19 protein-coding genes, 1 pseudogene and 1 riboswitch are annotated in these 20,209 nt (G+C 60.2%); of the genes and pseudogenes, 14 read left to right on the plus strand and 6 right to left on the minus strand.

Annotation, left to right across the window (positions count from 1 at the left end; genetic code table 11):
* Positions 1-18 precede the first annotated feature (18 nt).
* Positions 19-687, minus strand: coding sequence for a response regulator transcription factor (locus AHA_RS02175; protein WP_016349215.1), 669 nt, complete (start codon positions 685-687; stop codon positions 19-21).
* Between the two features lie 90 nt (positions 688-777).
* On the opposite strand from AHA_RS02175, the gene AHA_RS02180 reads away from it, so the two are divergent.
* From AHA_RS02180 to thiH (AHA_RS02220), 9 genes are all read left to right on the plus strand, one after another.
* The gene (locus AHA_RS02180) at positions 778-1,194 is read left to right on the plus strand and encodes a hypothetical protein (RefSeq protein WP_044798981.1); all 417 of its coding nucleotides are present in this window, start codon (positions 778-780) and stop codon (positions 1,192-1,194) included.
* Positions 1,195-1,279: 85 nt separating this feature from the next.
* Positions 1,280-1,759 carry a hypothetical protein gene (locus AHA_RS02185; RefSeq protein WP_011704411.1) on the plus strand — a complete coding sequence of 160 codons (480 nt, stop codon included), beginning with the start codon at positions 1,280-1,282 and terminating at the stop codon, positions 1,757-1,759.
* A gap of 294 nt (positions 1,760-2,053) precedes the next feature.
* The gene (aerA, locus tag AHA_RS02190; RefSeq protein ID WP_011704412.1) at positions 2,054-3,535 is read left to right on the plus strand and encodes a beta-barrel pore-forming toxin aerolysin; all 1,482 of its coding nucleotides are present in this window, start codon (positions 2,054-2,056) and stop codon (positions 3,533-3,535) included.
* 105 nt (positions 3,536-3,640) lie between these two features.
* A riboswitch (TPP riboswitch) is annotated at positions 3,641-3,754 on the plus strand.
* 283 nt (positions 3,755-4,037) lie between these two features.
* Positions 4,038-6,029, plus strand: coding sequence for a phosphomethylpyrimidine synthase ThiC (gene thiC, locus AHA_RS02195; RefSeq protein ID WP_011704413.1), 1,992 nt, complete (start codon positions 4,038-4,040; stop codon positions 6,027-6,029).
* Positions 6,026-7,642: a thiamine phosphate synthase gene (gene thiE, locus AHA_RS02200; protein WP_011704414.1), complete on the plus strand. Its 1,617-nt coding sequence runs from the start codon at positions 6,026-6,028 to the stop codon at positions 7,640-7,642. Before thiC ends, thiE begins: the two co-directional genes overlap by 4 nt.
* 62 nt (positions 7,643-7,704) lie before the next feature.
* Positions 7,705-8,463 carry a HesA/MoeB/ThiF family protein gene (locus AHA_RS02205; RefSeq protein ID WP_011704415.1) on the plus strand — a complete coding sequence of 253 codons (759 nt, stop codon included), beginning with the start codon at positions 7,705-7,707 and terminating at the stop codon, positions 8,461-8,463.
* Positions 8,460-8,666, plus strand: a complete 207-nt coding sequence (gene thiS, locus AHA_RS02210; RefSeq protein ID WP_164927519.1) for a sulfur carrier protein ThiS — start codon at positions 8,460-8,462, stop codon at positions 8,664-8,666. Before AHA_RS02205 ends, thiS begins: the two co-directional genes overlap by 4 nt.
* Position 8,667: 1 nt before the next feature.
* Entirely contained in the window at positions 8,668-9,435 is a 768-nt protein-coding gene (locus AHA_RS02215) for a thiazole synthase (RefSeq protein WP_011704417.1), read from the plus strand.
* Positions 9,436-9,470: 35 nt separating this feature from the next.
* Positions 9,471-10,742, plus strand: a complete 1,272-nt coding sequence (thiH, locus tag AHA_RS02220; protein WP_011704418.1) for a 2-iminoacetate synthase ThiH — start codon at positions 9,471-9,473, stop codon at positions 10,740-10,742.
* Between the two features lie 174 nt (positions 10,743-10,916).
* On the opposite strand, the gene AHA_RS02225 is transcribed toward thiH (AHA_RS02220), so the two are convergent.
* Complete coding sequence (locus tag AHA_RS02225; RefSeq protein WP_026457977.1) at positions 10,917-11,216, minus strand: hypothetical protein; 300 nt, start codon at positions 11,214-11,216, stop codon at positions 10,917-10,919.
* A gap of 107 nt (positions 11,217-11,323) precedes the next feature.
* On the opposite strand from AHA_RS02225, the pseudogene thiH (AHA_RS02230) reads away from it, so the two are divergent.
* Together thiH (AHA_RS02230) and AHA_RS02235 are read left to right on the plus strand one after the other, a co-directional pair.
* Positions 11,324-11,527, plus strand: a pseudogene (gene thiH, locus AHA_RS02230) (2-iminoacetate synthase ThiH); the annotation flags it as partial.
* Between the two features lie 337 nt (positions 11,528-11,864).
* Positions 11,865-13,751, plus strand: a complete 1,887-nt coding sequence (locus tag AHA_RS02235) for an ATP-dependent nuclease (RefSeq protein WP_164927520.1) — start codon at positions 11,865-11,867, stop codon at positions 13,749-13,751.
* A gap of 151 nt (positions 13,752-13,902) precedes the next feature.
* Here AHA_RS02235 and AHA_RS02240 read toward each other — a convergent pair whose 3' ends face one another.
* Entirely contained in the window at positions 13,903-14,445 is a 543-nt protein-coding gene (locus AHA_RS02240; protein ID WP_164927521.1) for a GNAT family N-acetyltransferase, read from the minus strand.
* Positions 14,446-14,782: 337 nt separating this feature from the next.
* Here AHA_RS02240 and AHA_RS02245 point away from each other — a divergent pair, with 337 nt between their 5' ends.
* Positions 14,783-15,364 (plus strand): hypothetical protein, encoded by a 582-nt coding sequence (locus tag AHA_RS02245; RefSeq protein WP_010635332.1) that lies wholly within the window; start codon positions 14,783-14,785, stop codon positions 15,362-15,364.
* A gap of 78 nt (positions 15,365-15,442) precedes the next feature.
* Here the strand turns inward: AHA_RS02245 and AHA_RS02250 are convergent, their stop codons facing one another.
* Positions 15,443-15,859, minus strand: a complete 417-nt coding sequence (locus AHA_RS02250; RefSeq protein ID WP_011704421.1) for a GNAT family N-acetyltransferase — start codon at positions 15,857-15,859, stop codon at positions 15,443-15,445.
* A 112-nt stretch (positions 15,860-15,971) separates the two neighbouring features.
* Entirely contained in the window at positions 15,972-16,289 is a 318-nt protein-coding gene (locus AHA_RS02255) for a DUF6968 family protein (protein WP_011704422.1), read from the minus strand.
* Between the two features lie 334 nt (positions 16,290-16,623).
* On the opposite strand from AHA_RS02255, the gene AHA_RS02260 reads away from it, so the two are divergent.
* Both AHA_RS02260 and AHA_RS02265 read left to right on the plus strand, forming a co-directional pair.
* The gene (locus tag AHA_RS02260; RefSeq protein WP_011704423.1) at positions 16,624-17,529 is read left to right on the plus strand and encodes a GGDEF domain-containing protein; all 906 of its coding nucleotides are present in this window, start codon (positions 16,624-16,626) and stop codon (positions 17,527-17,529) included.
* Positions 17,530-17,987: 458 nt separating this feature from the next.
* On the plus strand, positions 17,988-19,262 hold the full coding sequence (locus AHA_RS02265; RefSeq protein WP_011704424.1) for an amino acid permease: 1,275 nt from the start codon (positions 17,988-17,990) through the stop codon (positions 19,260-19,262).
* A 63-nt stretch (positions 19,263-19,325) separates the two neighbouring features.
* Here AHA_RS02265 and AHA_RS02270 read toward each other — a convergent pair whose 3' ends face one another.
* Entirely contained in the window at positions 19,326-19,964 is a 639-nt protein-coding gene (locus AHA_RS02270) for an exopolysaccharide biosynthesis protein (RefSeq protein ID WP_164927522.1), read from the minus strand.
* Between the last annotated feature and the right edge of the window lie 245 nt (positions 19,965-20,209).

A 20,209-nucleotide genomic window follows, 5' to 3' on the forward strand; every position in this document is an offset into this window, starting at 1 on the left:
GGTAGCGCTGGCGGCTCATCATGGGGTCACCAGCCGATAGCCCTGACCGTGCAGGGTTTCCAGCATGGGAGTGGGGAAGGGCTTGTCGAGGGCATTGCGCAGGGCATAGATGTGGCTGCGCAGGGCATCGGAGTCGGGCTCCTCGTCGCCCCAGACGGTGTCGAGCACCTCCTGGCGAGTGACCAGGGCGGGGGCCCGACGGGCCAGCAGGGTGAGGATCTGGAACGGGATCTTGCCGAGCTTGAGTTCGACCCCGGCCCGGGTGGCGCGGCCGCTGGCAGGATCCAGGGTCAGCTCGCCCACGCACAGCGCCCCCATGTCGCTGCGCGGGCCGCGCAGGGCCAGCGCCTGCAGCCGCACTTCCAGCTCCTCCATGGCGAACGGCTTGACCAGATAGTCGTCACCGCCGGCCTTGAAGCCTGCCAGCTTGTCGTCCAGGCTGTCGCGGGCGGTGAGAAACAGCACTGGGGTCGGGATCCCCTGCTCCCGCAGACGGGCCACCGTGCTGAGGCCGTCGAGGCGCGGCATCATGACGTCCATGATGATGACGTCGAAGCGCTGCTCGGCCAGCAACTGCAGGGCGGCCTGGCCGTGGTAGGCGCAGTCCAGCCGGTGACCCGCCAGCTCCAGATAATCCATGATGGTTTCCGCGACCTGGGGATTGTCTTCCACCACCAGTATTTTCATGCTTTGATCTCCTGGTCTTGACCGGCATTTCACGGTCATCTCACACCGGATAAGGCATCCTGTGTGGCAGTGTAACCCCGAGGATCCCCGATGAAGAAGTCTCTCTGCACTCTCCTGCTGCTGATCTTGCTGCCACTTGGCGCTGCGCAGTCGGCGGAGTTCAAATTGACCGGCCGCACCACCTGGCAGCTGGGCCAGCTGATGGTCAACGGCATCCCCTTTGTGCTCGATGAGCAGACCCGCTTCAAGGACGGGCTGAGAGAGGACGATCTCGGCGGTACCTGGGTTGACCTGGAAGGGGTGGTCGAGGGCGAGCTGCGGCTGATCCGGGAGGTCGAGAAGCTGGAGGAGGATGACGAGATGGATCTGGAAGGGCCGGTGGAGCAGGGGCGGATCTGGGGTTATGTCACTTCGGACGACAGCCTGGCCCCGTTCGAAGGACGCTGGCTGGAGCTGGAGTGCAAGTTTGACGGCATGCGCCTGAGCCGCTGCCGCGAGGATGACTGAGCCAGGCCGGCGGGGCGCTGGCGGAAAAATGGTACAGCTGGGTCCATAGTTAAACCTCGCACGGTTTGACCATGGGCCTTTTGCTATGACACGCACTTCCCTCCTGCTGCTGACACTGCCGCTCTGCGCTCTGGCCGCCGATGGCGAGCTCTGGCTGGTGGAGCTGGAACACAACGATGGCCTGCGCTTGCAGTTTCAGGGCGCCGAACTCGAACTCGGCAACGCCGCGCTGAGCGGGGTGGCAGGCAACGATGAGCTCAGACCCGGCATGCGTCTGGCCATCCTCAGTCGTGACGGGGTCGCCGAGCGGATCGGCATGGCCGACGCCATCGCCGGATTCTTGCCGACCAGCCAGTGGCGCCGGGCCGAAGCCTCGCTGCTGGCCGTCACGGGCCGCGCCCTGCGGCTGCAGGGGCTCGGCGTGCTGGCCTTCGATGACGATACCCGCTGGCTAAACGGCAGCCCGGCCGACCTGCAACCAGGCCGCAAGCTGGTGCTCAGTCGTAATGAGCAGGGCTGCCTGACCGAAATCCTGATCGCCAATCCGGAAGATGAACCAGAATAATAACCGTGTCATCCCATGACTTAATATATATTTTGCTAAATTAGAAATATCTTTTTATCTATATTAAAAAAATGATTAAGTGATGAATGAAATAATGAAGTAAACGCTCTGATATTATTTTCGTTAATATTGAAAGCCCTCAACTTATTATTTTATTAATATTATACATGCATTGAAATGTGGTCTGGATCGCATATTGAAGCCAATGTGACTGATATTGTCGTACTCACATGTCACCTGCTGATATATAAGCGCTGGTGAATGTATGTCAATGTTCAATATATTGGGGTTGCTATGCAAAAACTAAAAATAACTGGCTTGTCATTGATCATATCCGGCCTGCTGATGGCACAGGCTCACGCGGCAGAGCCCGTCTATCCAGACCAGCTGCGCCTGTTCTCACTGGGCCAGGAGGTCTGTGGCGACAAGTATCGTCCTATTACTAGAGAAGAAGCCCAGAGCGTTAAAAGCAATATTGTCAATATGATGGGGCAGTGGCAAATAAGCGGCCTGGCCAATGGCTGGGTAATAATGGGGCCGGGTTATAACGGTGAAATAAAACCAGGGACAGCGTCCAATACCTGGTGTTATCCGACCAATCCTGTTACCGGTGAAATACCAACGCTGTCTGCCCTGGATATTCCAGATGGTGACGAAGTCGATGTGCAGTGGCGACTGGTACACGACAGTGCGAATTTCATCAAGCCAACCAGCTATCTGGCGCATTATCTCGGTTATGCCTGGGTGGGTGGCAATCACAGCCAATATGTCGGTGAAGACATGGACGTGACCCGTGATGGCGATGGCTGGGTGATCCGTGGCAACAATGACGGCGGTTGCGAGGGGTATCGTTGTGGCGAGAAGACGGCCATCAAGGTCAGCAACTTTGCATACAACCTGGACCCTGACAGTTTCAAACATGGTGACGTGACCCAGTCTGATCGCCAGCTGGTCAAGACGGTGGTGGGCTGGGCGATCAACGACAGCGACACCCCGCAATCCGGTTATGATGTCACCCTACGTTACGATACTGCCACCAACTGGTCCAAGACCAATACCTATGGCCTGAGCGAGAAGGTGACCACCAAGAACAAGTTCAAGTGGCCACTGGTAGGAGAAACCGAACTCTCCATCGAGATTGCGGCCAACCAGTCCTGGGCATCCCAGAACGGGGGCTCTACCACCACCTCCCTGTCGCAATCCGTGCGGCCAACTGTGCCGGCCCGCTCCAAGATCCCGGTGAAGATCGAGCTCTACAAGGCTGACATCTCCTATCCCTATGAATTCAAGGCCGATGTCAGCTATGACCTGACGCTGAGTGGCTTCCTGCGCTGGGGCGGCAATGCCTGGTATACCCATCCGGACAACCGCCCGAACTGGAACCACACCTTCGTCATCGGGCCGTACAAGGACAAGGCGAGCAGCATTCGTTACCAGTGGGACAAGCGTTACATCCCGGGTGAAGTGAAGTGGTGGGACTGGAACTGGACCATCCAGCAGAACGGCCTGTCTACCATGCAGAACAACCTGGCCAGAGTGCTACGCCCGGTGCGGGCGGGGATCACCGGCGATTTCAGTGCCGAGAGCCAGTTTGCCGGCAACATCGAGATCGGTGCTCCGGTGCCGCTCGCGGCAGACAGCAAGGTGCGTCGTACCCGCAGCGTGGATGGCGCTGGGCAGGGTCTGAGGCTGGAGATTCCGCTCGATGCGCAAGAGCTCTCCGGGCTTGGCTTCAGCAACGTCAGCCTGAGTGTGACGCCAGCTGCCAATCAATAACGACTGCGTGTTGTGGTAATAGAACCGGGCCTCTGGCCCGGTTGTTGTTTGTACTGGTCAGGCTTGTTAAAGGCTTGTACTTTCCATTTCCCCACTTATACTGGCGCCATCTTGTCGGAGTGCTGACCGTCGAACGACGCTAAGCTGAGACCGTTAATTCGGGATCCGTGGAACCTGATCAGGTTAAGACCTGCGAAGGGAAACAAGGGTAACTTGCGGGTTACCGCGCCGGGGCAAACCCTCGCTCAGCAGGAGCAGAGCCCCAGCCATAGCCATCAAGGGCACCGCCCGCGATGGCTCAGGCGCACAGAGGGGGAGGCTGTCCCGTCCGGTTGTCCATAGGGCGCCGGGTTTCCAGAGCAAGGGAAACACGAGACGGCAGAGCAGGGAAGATCCATGCCCGACTCACTCCCTCCAGCACACCCCGCCGCAAGTTCATCTTCTCCTCGAACTCCAGACAAGCAAATACCCATAACTTCAACCAGTTAATGTGAGTTTTGCTATGTCTACCAATGTATCTGATACCGCCAAATCCAGCCGCCGCGAGCAGCGCTCCAGCGCCCAGACCTTTATCGACAACCTCAAGGGGATGGCTCACCCCAACTCCCGCCGCATCTTTATCGAAGGCTCCCGCGCCGATATCCGGGTCCCCCTGCGGGAAATCCAGCTGGCCGACACTTTCGTCGGCGGCACCAAAGAGGCTCCCCAGTTCGAGCCCAACGAGCCGGTGCCGGTCTACGACACCTCGGGCCGTTACGGGGAGGAGGGGGTCGCCATCGACGTGCGCCGCGGCCTGCCGCGCCTGCGGGAAGACTGGGTGCTGGAGCGCGCTGACACCGAGGCGCTGGAAGGGCTAAGCTCCACTTTCACTCAGGAGCGCCTGGCCGACGAGGGGCTGGATCACCTGCGCTTCGAGCATCTGCCGAGCGCTCGCCGCGCCAAGCCGGGCCGCCGGGTCACCCAGCTCCACTACGCCCGCACCGGTATCGTCACCCCCGAGATGGAATTTATCGCCCTGCGCGAGAACATGGGCCGCGAGCGGGTTCGCTCCGAGCTCTTGCGCACCCAGCACCCGGGCCAGGGCTTTGGCGCCAGACTGCCCCAGAACATCACCCCCGAGTTCGTGCGCGATGAGGTGGCCGCCGGCCGCGCCATCATCCCCAGCAACATCAACCACCCGGAAGCCGAGCCCATGATCATCGGCCGCAACTTCCTGGTGAAGATCAACGCCAACATCGGCAACTCGGCGGTTACCTCCAGCATCGAAGAGGAGGTGGAGAAGCTGGTGTGGTCCACCCGCTGGGGCGCCGACACAGTCATGGATCTCTCCACCGGCCGCTACATCCACGAGACCCGCGAGTGGATCCTGCGCAACAGCCCGGTGCCCATCGGTACCGTGCCCATCTACCAGGCGCTGGAGAAGACCAACGGCATCGCCGAAGACCTCACCTGGGAGCTGTTCCGCGACACCCTGCTGGAGCAGGCCGAGCAGGGGGTGGACTACTTCACCATCCACGCCGGCGTCCTGCTGCGCTTCGTGCCCATGACCGCCAAGCGCCTCACCGGCATCGTCTCCCGCGGCGGCAGCATCATGGCCAAGTGGTGCCTCTCCCATCACAAGGAGAACTTCCTCTACCAGCACTTTCGCGAGATCTGCGAGATCTGCGCCGCCTATGACGTGGCCCTGTCGCTGGGCGATGGTCTGCGTCCGGGCTCCGTCTATGACGCCAACGACGAGGCCCAGTTCGCCGAGCTGCACACCCTGGGCGAGCTCACCAAAATTGCGTGGGAGTACGACGTGCAGGTGATGATCGAGGGGCCGGGCCACGTGCCGATGCACATGATCGAGCGCAACATGACCGAGCAGCTGGAGCACTGCCACGAGGCGCCTTTCTATACCTTGGGCCCGCTCACCACCGACATCGCGCCGGGTTACGATCACTTCACCTCCGGCATCGGCGCCGCCATGATCGGCTGGTACGGCTGCGCCATGCTCTGCTACGTGACCCCCAAGGAGCACCTGGGCCTGCCCAACAAGGAGGACGTGAAGCAGGGGCTGATCACCTACAAGATCGCCGCCCACGCCGCGGATCTGGCCAAGGGCCACCCGGGCGCCCAGATCCGCGACAACGCCATGTCCAAGGCGCGCTTCGAGTTCCGCTGGGAGGATCAGTTCAACCTGGCCCTGGATCCCGACACCGCCCGCGCCTATCACGACGAGACCCTGCCCCAGGAGTCCGGCAAGGTGGCCCACTTCTGCTCCATGTGCGGGCCCAAGTTCTGCTCCATGAAGATCACCCAGGACGTGCGCGACTACGCCGCCAAGCTGGAAGCGGTGGAGATCAAGATGGTGGGCATGGACGGCCAGCAGGAGCGGGTCGTGGCCGAGGTGGAGAGCGGCATGGCCCGCATGGCCGAAACCTTCAAGGAGACCGGCGGCGAGATCTACCATCAGGCGGCGGCACTGAAACAGGCCGCAGGGGAGGAGGCGTGAGCAGCGCAAGCGGGGCTGTCAGCCCCGCCGATCTGTCGCCCGTGACGGACTCTCGCCCTGTGGTCTGGACCATCGCCGGCTCCGACTCCGGCGGCGGCGCCGGCATTCAGGCCGACTTGCACACATTGCACGACCTCGGCGTGCACGGTTGCTCGGTCATCTCCGCCATCACGGCCCAGAATTCGGTGGCGGTGAAGATGGTCGACCCCGTGCTGATGCAGACCTTCACCGCCCAGATCGATGCCCTGGGGCTGGATCTGCCGCCGGCTGCCATCAAGGTAGGTTTGCTGCCGACCCGGCTGCACGTGGAGGTGCTGGCCCGCAGGTTGCCGACCGTCGATGCCCCCTTCGTGGTCTACGACCCGGTGGCCATCGCCAGCACCGGCACCCCCATGGCGGAGCCCAATATGCTGGAGGCAGTGCGCGAACAGCTGTTGCCGCGCCTCTCCTTGATTACCCCCAACGGCCCCGAGCTGGAAGCCCTGACCGGCCTGCCCGCCACCAGCCCTGAGCTGGTGCGCCTCGCCGCGCGGCGGCTGCGCGAACTCGGCGCCCGCGCCGTGCTGGTCAAGGGGGGCCACCTTGCGTGGAGCGGGGATCTGTGTCTGGACTACTACCAGGACGAGACCCGCGAATTCTGGCTCACCGCGCCGCGCCTCGATACCCGCCACGGCCACGGCACCGGCTGCTGCTACGCTAGCGCCATCGCGGCGGTAGTGGCGCAGGATTATCCGGTGGAGGACGCCATCACCCTGGCGCGCGCCTACCTGCAACAAGGCTTGGCAGCGGCGCAGGGGGTGGGGGCGGGCCCCGGCCCCATCGCCCATCTCGGCTGGCCAGCCGATCTTGCCCACTTCCCCCGCGCCGTGCTGGCGGGGTCAGCCCTGGATCGCCGCTTCGGCCTGTATGAGACAAGCAGTGCCCGCCTGCCGCAGGGCCCCTTCGCGCCGACCGAACACAACCTCGGCCTCTATCCGGTGGTGGATTCGGTCAAGTGGCTCAAACGCCTGCTGGGGGCCGGGGTCAAGACGATCCAGCTGCGCATCAAGGACCTGCCCGCCGCCCAGGTGGCACCGGCCATTCGTGATGCGGTCGCGCTCGGTCGCCGCCATGGGGCGCGGCTCTTTATCAACGACTACTGGCAGCAGGCCATCGAGGCGGGCGCCTGGGGCGTGCACTTGGGGCAGGAGGACATGGAGACCGCCGATCTCGCCGCCATTCAGGCCGCCGGGCTGCGCCTTGGCATCTCCACCCACGGCTACTTCGAGCTGATGCGGGCCCGCGAGCTGGCCCCCTCCTATATCGCACTCGGCCATATCTTCCCGACCAACACCAAGGCCATGCCTTCGCGCCCCCAGGGGCTGAAGCGGCTGCACCGCTACCGCGCCCTGATGTGCGACTGGCCGACGGTCGCCATCGGCGGCATCAGCGAGGAGCGGGTCGCGGCGGTAAAAGAGAGTGGGGTCGGCAGCATCGCCCTGGTCTCGGCCATCACGGCGAGCGACGACTGGCAGGGGGCGACAGAGCGGCTGCTCGCTGCCGTGGGGGCGGGGGATGAGCCACGCTCGGCGCTGCTCATGACCGACATGCAGGAGGCGGCCCATGCTCTCTGATGCTGAGTATTTGCGCGATTCAGCCCGCCAGCTTACCTCGCTGGCCGGATGGGGAGGCACTCATGTTGGCTGATGCTGAATACCTGAGATACGGCCGCCAGCTGATGCTGGCGGAAGTGGGGGAGGAAGGGCAGGCGCGGCTGAAAGATAAGTCTGTGCTGATCGTGGGCTTGGGCGGGCTTGGCTCGCCGCTCGCCCTCTATCTCGCCGGGGCCGGGGTGGGCACCTTGTGGCTAGCCGATGGCGATACGGTCGATTCCAGCAATCTGCCGCGCCAGATCCTGTTCGATAGCGAGGCGGTCAACCACTCCAAGGCGGAGCTGGCCCGCGAGCGGTTGGCGGCCCACAACCCGCTGGTGGAGCTGATTGCCATCAACCAGCGGCTCGATGCCGCCAGCCTGCCGGAGTTTGTGGCCGAGGTAGATCTGGTGATCGACTGCTGCGACAACCTCGCCACCCGCCAGGCCATCAACGCCGCCTGCGTGGCTCAGGGCAAGCCCTGGGTCTGTGCCGCCGCAGTGGGCTGGCAGGGGCAGTTGATGGTGCGCACCAGCAGTGAGCACGCCTGCTACGCCTGCCTCTATCCGCTGGATACCGAGATCAAGGAGAGCTGCGAGACCAGCGGCGTTACCGGCCCGTTGGTCGGGGTGATGGGCTCTTTGCAGGCGCTGGAGGCATTGAAACTGCTGTTCGGGATGCAAAGCCCGGTCGCCGGCACATTGCGCCGTTTCGACGCGCTGGCCCATCAGTGGCAGACCCTCACTCTGGCCCCCGATCCCGACTGCCCGGTTTGCGGGCCGCACAAGGAAATCACCCCATGACCTTGACCATTCAACTCAACGATAAAGCCCAGCCGCTGGCGGCGGGGCAGAGTGTCGCCGACCTGCTGGCGGCGCAAGACGTTAATCCACAGGGCGTAGCGGTGGCCCTTAACGGCGCCGTGCTGCCCCGCAGCCGCTGGGCCGAGACCCGTCTCAACGACGGGGATGAACTTCACCTCTTTACCGCTATTGCCGGAGGCTGACATGCTCAAGATTGCCGATCACACCTTCTCATCGCGCCTCTTTACCGGCACCGGCAAGTTTGCCCGCCCGGCTCTGATGGCCGCCGCCATCGAGGCGAGTGGCTCCCAGCTCGTCACCATGGCCATCAAGCGGCTCGAACCGGGCAAGGCCCACGACGATATCCTGAGCCCCTTGCTGCAACTCGGGGTCAAGCTGCTGCCCAACACCTCCGGCGCCAAGACCGCCGCCGAGGCGGTATTTGCTGCCCATCTCGCCCGCGAGGCGCTGGGGACGAACTGGCTGAAGCTGGAGATCCACCCCGACCCGCGCTATCTGCTGCCCGACCCCATCGAGACGCTGAAAGCCGCCGAGCAGCTGGTGAAAGAGGGCTTTGTGGTGTTGCCCTACTGCGGCGCCGACCCCGTGCTCTGCAAGCGGCTGGAAGAGGTGGGCTGCGCCGCCGTGATGCCGCTTGGCGCCCCCATCGGTTCGAATCAGGGGCTGGTGACCCGGGAGTTTCTCTCCATCATCGTCGAGCAGGCCAATGTGCCGGTGGTGGTGGATGCGGGGATCGGTGCGCCGAGCCACGCCGCCGCTGCCTTTGAACTGGGCGCCGATGCCGTGCTGGTCAACACCGCCATCGCGGTGAGCGGCGACCCGATTGCCATGGGCCGCGCCTTTGCACTGGCCTGCACCGCCGGTCGCAGCGCCTATGAGGCAGGCCTTGGCGCTCGCGCCCAGCAGGCGCAAGCCTCCAGCCCGCTCACCGACTTTCTGGGGGCGTTATGAGTCATGATGCTGGCTCGGGGCAAGAGCCAATCGCCATGTCCTCTTTCTCGGTTTCTCCCGAGGCTGATGTGTTTAGCCCCCCTCTCCCTCTGGGAGAGGGGCTGGGGGTGAGGGCAGAGGCAGATTCGGTGCTTGAAGGGGGCGAGCCCTGCACTCCTCCCCCTCCCAAGGGGGAGGCCGGGAGGGGGTTGGATTTTGCCAATCGCTGGCAGGAGCTGGAGTGGGACGATATCGGCATGCAGATCCGCGCCAAAACTGCCGCCGATGTGGCCCGCGCCCTGAGCGCCCCCCGCCGTACCTTGGCCGATTTTATGGCGCTGATCTCCCCAGCCGCCGAAGCGTACCTGCCGCAGATGGCGGCCGAGGCCGAGCGGCTGACTCGCCAGCGCTTTGGCAACACCATCGGCTTCTATGTGCCGCTCTATCTGTCGAACCTCTGCGCCAACGACTGCACCTACTGCGGCTTCTCCATGAGCAACCGCCTCAAGCGCAAGACCTTGAATGCAGAGGAGATAGAGCGCGAGTGTCTGGCCATCAAGGCGCGCGGTTTCGACAGCGTGCTGCTGGTGACCGGCGAGCACGAGCACAAGGTGGGGCTCGCCTATTTTCGCGAGGTGATGCCCATCATCCGTCGCCACTTCAGCACGGTAGGGATGGAGGTGCAGCCCCTCTCGCAGGATGAATATGCCGAACTGAAAAGCCTCGGCCTCGATTCGGTCATGGTCTATCAGGAGACCTACCACGCCCCCACCTACGCCCGCCATCACCTGCGCGGCAACAAGCGGGAGATCGCATGGCGCCTCGCGACGCCGGATCGGCTGGGTCGTGCCGGTATCGACAAGATCGGGCTGGGGGCGCTGATCGGTCTCTCCTCGGACTGGCGCGCTGACAGCTACTTTGTCGCCGAGCATCTCGCCTGGCTTGAGCGCCACCACTGGCAGAGCCGCTACTCCCTCTCCTTCCCGCGTCTGCGCCCCTGCACCGGCGGGCTGGAGCCTGCCGTGGTCATGTCGGATCGCCAGCTGGCCCAGCTGATCTGCGCCTGGCGCCTCTTCTCGCCGACGCTGGATTTGTCGCTCTCCACCCGCGAGTCGGCTACGTTTCGCAACGGCGCGGTGCGCCTTGGCATCACCCAGATGTCGGCCGAGTCGCGCACCCAGCCGGGTGGCTATGCCGAGGGGGATGCAGAGGAGCTGGAGCAGTTTGCCATCCACGACGACCGCCCGGTGGGGGAAGTGGCCGCCGCCGTGCGGCAGGCCGGGTTGCAGCCGGTGTTCAAGGATTGGGAGCCCTTCCTGGGTCGATAGGGGCGGCTACGCCCCTTTGCCGGTGGCATCCCGGCGTTCAGCCAGACTCCGAGCCTGTGGCGAGCAGGCTCGGCTTTGCCGGGCAATCGTAGGGGCGATTAGCCGTCAGGCGTAATCGTCCATTCTGTGTTGGGGTGAGAGTGGGAACGCAAACAATTTTACGCTGTGTTGCCGCTAGGTGAGGTCACGCAGCTTTTCTCCCAATGACTGCATCTCTTCTCGGGATAAACCGATAAGTGTTGGCATTTCCCAATCGTAAAAATTGGCATCTTGCGTTGCATGGAATGCCAAGTTGCTCAGCGCGGACAATTCATGAGTTGTAAACATTCCCGCATATACAGTCTTGATTGCTTCAGCCATGGGGACGGTAATGCCGTCGATTACACTTGTTGTAATGACAAGGTCACCTTTTTCTTCGGCATGTATCAGTGCCTCTGCGAGCGCTTCTCTGATGTCTTTAGTCTTGTCGGACATGGGAACCTCAAATGTGTAATAACGGAAATCCTACTGTAACTATTTTTCAGAATCTTCTGCATTTCAGCCAATTCGATGGTGTTGTGCAAGTCGTGAGGTTGTTGCTTCGAAACGGCGCGGTGCGCCTTGGCATCACCCAGATGTCGGCCGAGTCGCGCACCCAGCCGGGTGGCTATGCCGAGGGGGATGCAGAGGAGCTGGAGCAGTTCGCCATCCACGACGACAGGCCGGTGGGGGAAGTGGCCGCCGCCGTACGGCAGGCGGGGTTGCAGCCGGTGTTTAAAGATTGGGAGCCGTTTTTGGGCCGATAGGGGCGGCCACGCCCCTTTGCCTGTGGTATCCCGGCGTCCAGCCAGACTCCGTGCCTGTGGCAAGCAGGCACGGCTGCACCGTGCAATCGTAGGGTCGATTAGCCGGTAGGCGTAATCGTCCGAGGGGATAGTCGATGGCACGGCTTCACCGTGCAGGACGCGAGGCCGTTGGCCTCGAAGGGGTTTCGCCCGCCCTTCGGGCTTTGGCGAGTGACTTTGGAAAGACCCAAAGTCACCAAAGGTCTTTTCCCCGCCAGTTGTGCGGCTGTCACAATATCTAGACTTATCATAAATATTCCATACAATACCCACAAATAGGCAGCTATTGGTATATGTCATGATTAGGCAAATTACTATTACTAACTTTCGTTCTATACGCAAAGAGACTATTTCAACGGAAGAAATTACAACTTTTGTGGGTAAGAATGATGCAGGTAAATCAAACCTACTCAGAGCATTAAACTTATTTTTTAATGGTAAAACGGATGCCGATACTGACTATAATTTTCAGTCAGATTTTAATATCAATGCTATTGTTCAGCAACGAAAGGCAAAGGAAATTAAAGTAGAGTTGGTTCTAAAACTTCCTCGAAGTTATCGTAAGCCAGATCAGCCAGACACAGTATATTGGAGTAAAATATGGCGTGCTGATGGCTTCCACGATGAAGTTCAACAACATTGTGAAGTTAAAGGTGGTGCAGTAGTAAATAAGAGGAATTTCCCTAAGCGAAGTAAAATACCTAGTCTATTGAAAAGCATAAACTACATTTACATTCCTGCTATCAAGGACGCTAATTTCTTTCGAGATTTGCAAGGTAAGCTATACGATGTATTGGCTATTTCATCAGAGCAAGGCCTGCACGCTTCAGCAAATAGTTTTGAGCAAGAAATCAATGAGCATATCAGTGAATTGATGGGGGAGATTGATACGGTCTTCGCGAGTAGTAATAACGAGATTAAACTTCCTCAGAATTTAAGAAATATATTTGGTGCTCTAGAGTTTAAAGCCGACAATATACCCCTAAGCCGTAGGGGGGATGGGATAAAAATTAGACATATCCCCATGATGCTCTCGTTCATTGCTCTAAAACAGCAAAGTATCGGTGCGAAAATAACTATTCGGCCTCAGATCTGGGGGTTTGAAGAACCAGAAAACAATGTTGAGTTCTCTACATGCTTCGAGCTGAATAATCAGCTAATTGAGGCTGCTAAAAAACACACACAGATGTTTATAACAACACACTCTCCTGCCATATATTCACTTTCGTTCAACGCTTCATTGCCATCTGGTCTAAAGAGCATTAGCTATTACGTTGACAAAAAGGGGCATGATACTAAGCTACAATCATGTAGTGAGCAGGATCTTCACGGTAATACAGGTTTTTTAAACCTTGTAACACCATTGATTGAAGAGCATCGAAAGGTATGGCAAGAGCGAGAGAGTGAATATAAGAAAACATTAGGTGTTTTGTCGTCTCAATTAGCAGCGTCTTCCAAGCCAAGAGTATTTCTAGAAGGTATGAGTGATAGCGTTGTAATCAATAGAATTTTGCAATTCTTGAACAAGGCTGATGAAATTTTCATTGATGTTCCAGATAACGCTCACAATAGCGCAAATGCTGCTAGTGATAGAGCAAAAGCATTTTATTTGCTTCAGAAACATGAAAAAACAAAAGTTCTAGGTTTGCTCTTGCTGGATGATGACCCTGCGGGTAAAGAAGCAAAAAATCAGTTCACGGAATTTTTTAAGGGTCAGCAATCGACCGTGAGCGCTGCAACATACCCCCCTCATGATGCACCTAAGAAATTGAAACTTAAGGGTTATATTTGGAGGGTGGAGTTGGAACACCTATATCCAGAGTGTATTTGGCAGCATGCATTAGAACAATCTTGGATTGAGGAAGTTACTGATGAAGAGCAAAAATTTACCGATAATAAGCGCAAGGAATTATTTAATACTGGTGTGAGCCCAATCACATATAAGGCTGATTTAACTGATTACCAGAGGTTTATCGTTGATTATGCTTTCACGCATCAAGGCAAGCGCGATGTAAGTCAATACATTGATAATATGACCGATGATGAATTATTTGAAAAAGGCCTTGTTGCAGCTTTCGAACCCGTAATTGAGATGATTCTTAAGAAGCTAAAGCTGTCACCTATAGCATCAGAAATATCAGCCTCCGAAGATTCTGAGACATCCCCCATTTGGACAGGCACGTAAAGGGCGAAATTTTAGCGAGACTCTAGGGTCCACATTCTTTTGGCCTCGTCGTAGTGGATTACTTGGCTTAAGAGGTTGCTGAGAGGGAGGTTGCCGTGGCCATCACCTTGTCACGTCAGATAAGCTTGCAGGATATGCCCTGCTACAGGATTCATTCTGTGGGACCAAGGGAGTAGATATGTGCATCAAGGGGCTGGTCATGTAGGAATATGCGATTTCTTGCCAAACACTCAAAGGTGGCCCCGGCGGCGATGGCAACGGCTTCGCTGGCGGTGTTGCCAACCCCCATCACGATCTCCAGCCGAAATAGTCCCAACTGCTGAAAGCCAAAGGCACGGAGCAGGGCGACCGCCTGCCGGGCGATGCCGCAGCCTTGGCGGGATTGGCGTACCCAATAACCGATATTGCCGTAGCGATGATGGGGGGCCAGCTGGTTAATACCGGCGCCACCCAAGAGCTGGCCGGTGGTGGCGCAGAAGAGGCCCATGTCAAAGGCGCGTCCCGCCGCACGATCCTGATCGCAGGTGGCAAACCAGGCCAGCGCCTGCTCCCGGTTGAAGGAGGGAGTGCACCAGCTCATCCAGCTGCCGACCGTTTCGATGGATTCGTGGGCTGCGCAGACAAACTCGTCGGCATCGCCCGGTTCGAAGGGGCGAATAACGAGTGTGGTGTTGGCAAGGGGCTGGAATGTCATTGGCTGTCCTGCGTTGTCAGAGAGTAACGGCGCCCTCCCGAGGGGCGGTTTGGTCGCTGCCCAAACCGGGGGTTGTCCTGAGAAAAGCAGCCGGCCACCTTGGGAGATGGGGGGCAACACGATCCTGTTGAACCTTGAGCAAACCTACCCTAACGGAATCGGGTGGAGCCTGGCCACCCTTTTGTGCCCTCCGCTTCGCCAGTCTCTGTCGCCCGGTGGCGGTGGGCGCATCGACCCCGTAGGGGTTTGTCTCTAGCATAAGGAGGATGCGGGGCAGGGGCTCCGCCATGCGGGCGGTGGTTGATGCCCGTTTACGGACTTTTGGCGGAGAGAAAAGATGAAGCTGCGTTCCTTGTTGATGGTGGGTGCCCTGCTGCTGGGCGGTTGTGCGGTCAATCCCTACGGTGGCACTCAGGCTCCTGTCAGTGAACCGGACCAGCCAGTGAGCCAGCCGGACAAGCCGGTAACCAAGCCGGATGCCGGAGCGCCGCTACCCAAACCGGTGGCGCCGACCGGGCTGGCACTGGCCATGGCCGATGCCTTTGTGCAGGCTCCCGAGGTGCGGGAGCTGGCGCAAACCGGTCAGCCGGTGCTGCTGCTCACCCCGCCCCAGAACGGCACCGGCGAGCCGGTGGATACCCGCGCCATGGCAGCGGCCATGAGCAAGCGCATCCAGAGCAAGAGCGGTTTTCGCTTTGTCGACCCGGGTCAGGTGGCCGCCATCACCGGCCAGCTGGAATATCAGCAGGGCAGGATGAACCCGGCCTCTCTGGTGCGGCTCGGTCGCCAGACCGGCGCCGGCTACATGCTGTACGGAGATCTGGTGGCCGAGGGAAGCCGCTATCGTCTGTCGATGACCCTGATGGAGCTGCGCAGCGGTGAGCTGCTCTGGAGCGGCAGTCGCTCCGCCAGCCATTGATTAGACGCGACCGTTCAAGAAGAGGGTTGAGTGCCTGTGCACTCAACCCTCTTCTCATTCCAGTCCCGCTGGCAGGGGTCAGGACTCCATCTTCCTCAGAAAATAGGTGGTATGCCCGGGCGGCATGTCCGGCAGCTCGCCAAAGACCTGGTAACCCTGCTTCTGGTAGAAGGGCAGCGCCTGGAAGCTGGTGGTTTCCAGATGAAAGTTGCTGATGCCCTTGCTGCGGGCGTACTGCTCCATGGTGGCGAGCAGGCGGCCACCCCAGCCATCCTGGCGGATGCGTTCGTCAATCCAGAGCCAGTCCACGTGCAGCCAACCCCACTTGAGGTCGGCGGTGATGCCACCGTGCACCTTGCCCGCTTCATCCTTGATAAAACTGGCGATGTGCTCGCGCAGGTGGGTGCCGGCCTGGCCGATGTTGTAGCCCGACAGGCCGATGCGCAGCGCGTCGACATCCTGCTCGGCGGGGGGTTGGGGTGGGGTCAGGTGCATGGTCTCTCCAGAGCCGGGTAAAGGGCCTCTATCCATAACCGTTCAGACTCAATGTGGTCAAGTGGTTGCCCGACCTCAATGGCGATCAGCCTGCCGGGCGGGCAACCCGGCATCACAACTGCGGGAAGTAGCAGGCGGCCATGTCGACCGGGTGATCGGGGCAGCCGGGCAGGTAGAAATGCCAGCCCGCATCGGTGAAGGCGCGCAGCTCGCTCTCCACGAACTTGAGGGCGAGGCTGAGGGCCTGCAGGGCATCGACGCCATAGATGAAGGTTTTGTTGCCAAGGCCATCCAGCTTCACCTTGCAGCGCCAGTCACCGCCGGCGGACTTGGGATCCGGCTCGGGGGCGCGGATGGCAATCTTCACGGTCAGCTGTTCTCCCTCGATGCTGATGGCATCGAAGCGGGCTTTCACTATGGCTCTCTTCATCTGGACGATCCTTTTCCGGGGGCCGGCGCCTGTCTGGCCGGTGGCTGATGGTCGGCGAGTCGGCCGTCAGTGGCAGACTCAGGAAGGTCAGCCTAATGGATGCGAGCGTCGCAGACAACGGGCGCAGCGACGGTCTGTGAGGCAGGGTGAATATCCGAGCGCCGCTGCTCTTTTGAGCGAAGAGGGGCGGGGCAAGCGCTATTTTCCCGCATTGCTTGATGCGCATCCATGAATGGCGGGATCCCTCGCTGGCTCGGCGCCATTCCCGGCACGATAATTGGGGCAGGCGCCAGCCCGGTGTGCGCCTCTCGTCCCCCGGATCCAAGGAAACCGCATGGCTCTTTCGGTCAAGCAACTATATGAAGTGATGGCCCAGCTGCCCGATCCCGTCTTCATCCTGAGCGAAGATGGCTACTACATCGAATACATCGGCGGGGTGGAGCAGCAATCCTACCAGGATGGCAACCCGCTGGCGGGCAAGCGGCTGGCCGATGTGCTGCCCGCCGCCATGACCCGCTGGGTGATGGAGCAGGTGACCCTGGCGCTGGATTCGGGCCAGGTGCAGGTGGTGGAGTATGAACTGGCGGCGGTGGAAGTGGAGGGGATCGACGCCTCGGTCGGGCCGCAGGGGATGCAGCACTTCGAGGGCAAGATTGCGCCGCTGCCCTCCCGCTACGACGGCAAGCGGGCGGTGGCCTGGGTGACCCGCAACATCACCCGCCAGTACGAGCTGCAGCAGCGGCTCAAGCTGCAGAGCGAAACCGACCAGCTGACCGGCCTCTACAACCGCCGCTATTTCTTCGAGCACTGCCGGCAGCGGCGGGCAGGGGAGGCGCCCTGCGCACTGGTGATGCTGGACATCGACCACTTCAAGCAGATCAATGATCGTTTCGGCCACCAGCAGGGCGACCGGGCGTTGCAGCGCTTCTGCGCTTGCGTGGCTGCCCAGCTGCGGGCGGACGATATGTTCGTGCGCAGCGGCGGCGAGGAGTTCCTGATCCTGCTGCCCGGCATGAGCGAGCCGGATCTGCTGGCGCTGGCGGAGCGGATCCGGGCGGCCGTGGCGGCGCTGCCGGCGGATCCGGCGGCCTTTACCGTCAGTCTGGGCACCACCCTGGTGCGGCCGGGGGAGGAGATCAATCAGGCGCTGGCCCGCGCCGACGAGTGGCTCTATCGGGCCAAGCGGGCCGGGCGCAACCGGGTCGCTCACTGCCCGGTGGCAACCGGCGCTCAGGGGTAAAACCGGGGCCGGCGACCCGCTTATATATGGCAACCAGCCCGGCGCCGATATATCAGGCGCAGTGGGTATAGTTCATTGCATAATTAACTGATATTTATGGACTGATGCTGTTAATATTAACGGGCCACTCTCTGGCCTTATTCAAGTTGTTGAACAACTCACCGAGGTTTTGTCGTTATGTTACCAGACGGAGCTGAATTGATTATCTTGAGGCCGAAATGACACATCTTATTTTCTTTTGAAACAATCCGATTCAAACAGTCATGAATTATTAACCTTGACCTTTATGGCGATTTCAACGATGGTAGCGTGGCATCCCCGTTTCCTCTTGGTGATCATGTTGATCGCAGGCGGGCTTGTTTTTTCTACGATCCGGTCGATATGCCGCTGCATATCACCAGCCTAATTACACGGGCCAATAAAATAAAAGATGACAGATTAATAAGGTGTATATCGCAATGAGTGTTGCTATTGCTGAAAAGAGTAATCCCGCATCAAAGTTGAAATGGGAGAAAAGTGATTCGGTATGGACCATGGGCTTATATGCCACTGCGGTCGGTGCCGGTACACTGTTTCTCCCAATTACCGTTGGCAGTAATTCGCCGGTTATTTTGCTGTTTATATTATTGATGGCATTTCCGCTTTCTTATTATTCCCATCGGGCATTGAGTCGTTTTGTATTATCCAGCTCCCATCGGGAGGGGGATATTACCCACGTGGTGGAGGAGCACTTCGGTGCGCGGGCGGGCAAGCTGCTGATGCTGGTCTACCTGATGGCCTTCTACCCCATCATTCTGGTCTACAGCATCTCCATCACCAACGCGATCCAGAGCTTTGTGGTGCACCAGCTGGGCAATGCCGAGATCCCGCGCGGCCTGCTGGTGCTGGGGGTTATGCTGGGGCTGCACCTGGTGCTGCTGGCGGGCAAGCAGATCGTGGTGTCGGCCATCAGCGTGCTGGCACTGCCGATGGTTGCCTTCCTCATCGGCCTCTCCATCTATCTGCTGCCCCAGTGGAGCCTCTCCTACTTCAGCGAGAGTCAGGGGGTGGACTGGCGTGACCCGGCGTTCTGGAAATCCCTCTGGCTGATCGTGCCGGTGATGGTGTTCTCGTTCAGCCATGCCCCCATCATCTCCTCCTTCAGTGCGGCGCAGAAGAAGCGCTGTCAGGCGAGCGCCGACCAGCGCGCCAAGCGGATCATCAAGTGCAGCAGCCTGCTGATTTGCGGCAGCGTGCTGTTCTTCGTGGTGAGCTGCGTGATGAGCCTGAGTCAGGCCGAGATGGCGCAGGCCCGCATCGACAATATTTCGGTGCTGTCGGCGCTGGCGAACAAGTTCTCCAATCCGCTGATCGCCTACGTGGGGCCGCTCATCGCCATTCTGGCCATGTCCAAATCCTTCCTCGGCACCTCCATGGGGGTGAGCGAGGGGACGGTGAGCATGGTGAATGGCGCCTGTCAGGGGCTGGGGCTGTCGCTGCGTGAAGCGACCATAGCGCGGGTCTCGTCGGTCATTCTGTTCGTGGTGACCGGGGTCATCACCTACCTCAACCCGAACGTGCTGGAGATCATCGAGAAGGTGAGCGGGCCGCTCATCGCGGTGATCCTGTTCCTGCTGCCGGCCTGTTCCATCTATCGTCTGCCCGTCCTCAAGCGTTATCGCGGGGCGAGTACCCTCTTCGTGCTGGTGATCGGGCTGCTGGCCATCTCGGCCCTTATCTACGATCTGCTGTGACGGCGGATCCCGCACAAGTCAAAAAGGGCGACCCATGGGTCGCCCTTTTTCTTGGTGTTGCCGTTAGCCAAGAAGGGTGGAGACGCTCTGGCCGGCCATCAGCAGGCCGATGGCCAGGGCGCTGAACCAGATCAGGGTGGCGCTCACCAGCAGGTAGCCGCTGGCGACGAACAGACCGTCGCGCTGCAGCATGCCGATGGCCAGCAGCAGGATGGCCCAGGCCGGCATGGCGTTGGTGAAGGGGATGGCCCCGAGCGGCAGCATCAGCAGCAGGGCCGCCAGCATGATCAGCAGGCCGTTGCAGCGGTTGATGGTACTGCTGCCGGTCAACAGCAGCAGGCGCGGTCGGATGAAGCGATCGATGCGGGCCAGCAGATCCGCCCCCTTGTGCAGGGTCGGCTTGAGCTGCTCGGCGGCGAAGCGGCGCTCCATCAGGATGGCGGGCAGCCAGGGCACCCGGTTGAGGGTGATGCCGATGCCGATGAACAGGATCAACAGGCCAAACGGGGTGCTGACACCGGGGATGGAGACCGGCAGCAGGAAGGGCACGGTGAGCAGCACGCAAAACAGCAGCATGCCCTGTTCGCCGACCAGGGCCAGCATCTGGCGCAGGCTGATATGGCTCTCCTCGATGGCGTGGGCGGTGGCCCGCAGGGTATCGGAGAGCTTGTTCTGGGGGTCGTTGAGTTGCGCGGCAACCATTCCCTGATGTCCTTCTGGTGAGTTGAACCGGCTCACCATGAGCCGATTGCGCGTCAGCATACGTGGCACAGGTTAATCCGGGATGAATAACCGCAGGCGCGGATGTGCCGTTTGCCGGCAGGCTGCCGGTGGTGGCGACGGAGTGTGATCTCCCCGCTGAAAATCGCTTGATACAGGCCGGGTTTAGGATGGGGGCCAGTGGGCTCTGATATGCTTGACGGGCACTGATGCAGCGCACGGAGGAG

It is taken from the genome of Aeromonas hydrophila subsp. hydrophila ATCC 7966, assembly GCF_000014805.1.
In the GTDB taxonomy this organism is placed as follows: domain Bacteria; phylum Pseudomonadota; class Gammaproteobacteria; order Enterobacterales; family Aeromonadaceae; genus Aeromonas; species Aeromonas hydrophila.

What these genes read in the sequence shown, in the direction of transcription:
- AHA_RS02175 (WP_016349215.1), bottom strand. Translation starts at nt 687, where the DNA reads ATGAAAATACTGGTGGTGGAAGACAATCCCCAGGTCGCGGAAACCATC.
- AHA_RS02180 (WP_044798981.1), top strand. Translation starts at nt 778, where the DNA reads ATGAAGAAGTCTCTCTGCACTCTCCTGCTGCTGATCTTGCTGCCACTT.
- AHA_RS02185 (WP_011704411.1), top strand. Translation starts at nt 1,280, where the DNA reads ATGACACGCACTTCCCTCCTGCTGCTGACACTGCCGCTCTGCGCTCTG.
- aerA (WP_011704412.1), top strand. Translation starts at nt 2,054, where the DNA reads ATGCAAAAACTAAAAATAACTGGCTTGTCATTGATCATATCCGGCCTG.
- thiC (WP_011704413.1), top strand. Translation starts at nt 4,038, where the DNA reads ATGTCTACCAATGTATCTGATACCGCCAAATCCAGCCGCCGCGAGCAG.
- AHA_RS02205 (WP_011704415.1), top strand. Translation starts at nt 7,705, where the DNA reads ATGTTGGCTGATGCTGAATACCTGAGATACGGCCGCCAGCTGATGCTG.
- thiS (WP_164927519.1), top strand. Translation starts at nt 8,460, where the DNA reads ATGACCTTGACCATTCAACTCAACGATAAAGCCCAGCCGCTGGCGGCG.
- AHA_RS02215 (WP_011704417.1), top strand. Translation starts at nt 8,668, where the DNA reads ATGCTCAAGATTGCCGATCACACCTTCTCATCGCGCCTCTTTACCGGC.
- thiH (WP_011704418.1), top strand. Translation starts at nt 9,471, where the DNA reads ATGTCCTCTTTCTCGGTTTCTCCCGAGGCTGATGTGTTTAGCCCCCCT.
- AHA_RS02225 (WP_026457977.1), bottom strand. Translation starts at nt 11,216, where the DNA reads ATGTCCGACAAGACTAAAGACATCAGAGAAGCGCTCGCAGAGGCACTG.
- AHA_RS02235 (WP_164927520.1), top strand. Translation starts at nt 11,865, where the DNA reads ATGATTAGGCAAATTACTATTACTAACTTTCGTTCTATACGCAAAGAG.
- AHA_RS02240 (WP_164927521.1), bottom strand. Translation starts at nt 14,445, where the DNA reads ATGACATTCCAGCCCCTTGCCAACACCACACTCGTTATTCGCCCCTTC.
- AHA_RS02245 (WP_010635332.1), top strand. Translation starts at nt 14,783, where the DNA reads ATGAAGCTGCGTTCCTTGTTGATGGTGGGTGCCCTGCTGCTGGGCGGT.
- AHA_RS02250 (WP_011704421.1), bottom strand. Translation starts at nt 15,859, where the DNA reads ATGCACCTGACCCCACCCCAACCCCCCGCCGAGCAGGATGTCGACGCG.
- AHA_RS02255 (WP_011704422.1), bottom strand. Translation starts at nt 16,289, where the DNA reads ATGAAGAGAGCCATAGTGAAAGCCCGCTTCGATGCCATCAGCATCGAG.
- AHA_RS02260 (WP_011704423.1), top strand. Translation starts at nt 16,624, where the DNA reads ATGGCTCTTTCGGTCAAGCAACTATATGAAGTGATGGCCCAGCTGCCC.
- AHA_RS02265 (WP_011704424.1), top strand. Translation starts at nt 17,988, where the DNA reads ATGAGTGTTGCTATTGCTGAAAAGAGTAATCCCGCATCAAAGTTGAAA.
- AHA_RS02270 (WP_164927522.1), bottom strand. Translation starts at nt 19,964, where the DNA reads ATGGTTGCCGCGCAACTCAACGACCCCCAGAACAAGCTCTCCGATACC.